The organism is Methanocalculus sp., from assembly GCF_029762515.1.
Taxonomy (GTDB): Archaea; Halobacteriota; Methanomicrobia; order Methanomicrobiales; family Methanocorpusculaceae; genus Methanocalculus.
This window is the reverse complement of the sequence record NZ_JARVGN010000446.1, coordinates 1-1,766: the sequence shown is the minus strand read 5'-3', so window position 1 is coordinate 1,766 and position 1,766 is coordinate 1. Positions and strand designations below refer to the sequence as shown.

At 54.0% G+C, this 1,766-nt stretch carries 1 protein-coding gene; it reads right to left on the bottom strand.

Translation table 11 applies throughout. The annotated features are described in order from the left end of the window. A partial coding sequence (locus QCH34_RS11985) for a cache domain-containing protein (RefSeq protein ID WP_300334476.1) occupies positions 1–1,661 on the bottom strand: 1,661 nt, incomplete at its 3' end. Between the last annotated feature and the right edge of the window lie 105 nt (positions 1,662–1,766).

Below are 1,766 nucleotides of genomic sequence, written 5' to 3'. Positions count from 1 at the left end.
GTCTTTGAATCCTCGCAGATCAGCCTGTTTGCCTGGGTGATTGCCACGGCTGGTGATGGCTCGTCTGCCGTGCTCGCCCTTACAAGTGTCCGTGAGAGTGCCATGAAGAGGGCGGCTGAAACACCTTTTCCTGAGACATCTGCAATAACAAGGCCAAAACGCCCGTCCCCGATCGGTATGAAATCATAGAAGTCACCCCCGACAAAGAGGGCGGGGATGCTCTTTGCCGCAAGGTCGAAACCTTTGATGATCGGGGCTCTGTCCGGGAGGAAGCTCTCCTGGATACTGCGGGCGATCTCCAGTTCACGTGAGAGCCGCTCCCGCTCGGCTGTCGTCTTCTCGAGATTGGCCATCATCGCGCTGAGATCTTCTGCCATCTTGTTGAAGTTACCCGCAAGTTCCCCAAACTCATCCTGTGTTCCGGTCTCGACACGGTATGCCAGATCCCCTCTTCCGATGGCATCCGCTCCTTCTCCAAGCCGCTTCAGCGGTCGGGTGATCGCCTGCGAGAAGAGTGCGGATCCGGCAACTGCTGCCGCGATGAGGATGACCATGGTGATGATAAAGAGATGCATTGACCGGGTTATCTGCTGGTCGATCTGATCGGCAGTTTCTGCCGTCTGCCGGCTGAGTTTCCCGCCGGTTAACGTCGCGGGTTCGATGACCGTTTCGACCGGCATCACGATGGCAATGCTCCAGCCTGTCGTTTTCACGGGGGCATATGCGACGAAGACATCATTTCTGTCGAGAGAGATCCTGCTGATTCCGGTCTCACCCCTGACCATCTTCTGAGCAACATATTTGATCTCACGGTTAGGCGCTTCAAGAAGGTTTTCGGTGGTAAAAGACTCATCCCAGAGCTGATCCTCGGCGGTGAGTCCGGGGCGGGTGATGACATGACCATCGGATCCAATCAGCATGCCATACCCGTCTCCCCCGAATGATGTGTCGAGGATCATCTGGTTGATCGTCTCGATGGTAACATCCGCACCGATAACCCATTCTTTTGTCTGATCAGGTATCCGGTATGAGCAGGTGACGGTGAGACCGGTTTTTCCTGCATCGACATAGGGTCGTGACCAGACAATCCCATCCTGGTTGAGTGCGTTTTGGTACCATTCCCGGCTCCTGGGATCAAATTCCGGCGGCAGATCATCTGCGTACGGGTACAATCTGAAGATCCCGGATCCGGTTCCGATATAGATCCAGGTGATGTCCGTATGTGCGGTCTGGACCGGGATCATAATCCTCTCAAGGGCCGCAAGCTCCCTCCGCTCTTGAATATCAGGGTGGGCGCCGGGTGCGATCACCTCTTTTGTTCTGGTTGTGTCAATAGAGATGACATCCGGCTGAATTTCATCTGCATAGATAGCAATGGCCCGGATCGCCTTCTCAGCATCCTCAAAGTAGAGGGATGTATACTCTGCCTGATCGACTGCCATCCTGAGGAGGTATTCTTCGGCATCCTCGATGAGTGCCGCAGTGCTCTCCTCAACTGCCTGGCTGCCAAGTTTCTCGCTCTGCTCGATCGCGGTTCCGCCGAGGGTGGTGATTGCCGAGGATGCAATTCCTCCGGCGATAAGGAGAGATATAACTGAAATGGTGAGGAATGCCAGGAGAATCTTTGTTCTGACGGCCATCGGCGGGATCGGCAGGTTCATCTTATAAGAGTCATCTGGATGGAATATAAGTGCTTTCTTCATAGTGCGCTGAATTTATCATCTTCAGATACCACTTCTCTTTCATATGGGTCAGAGTATCTATGA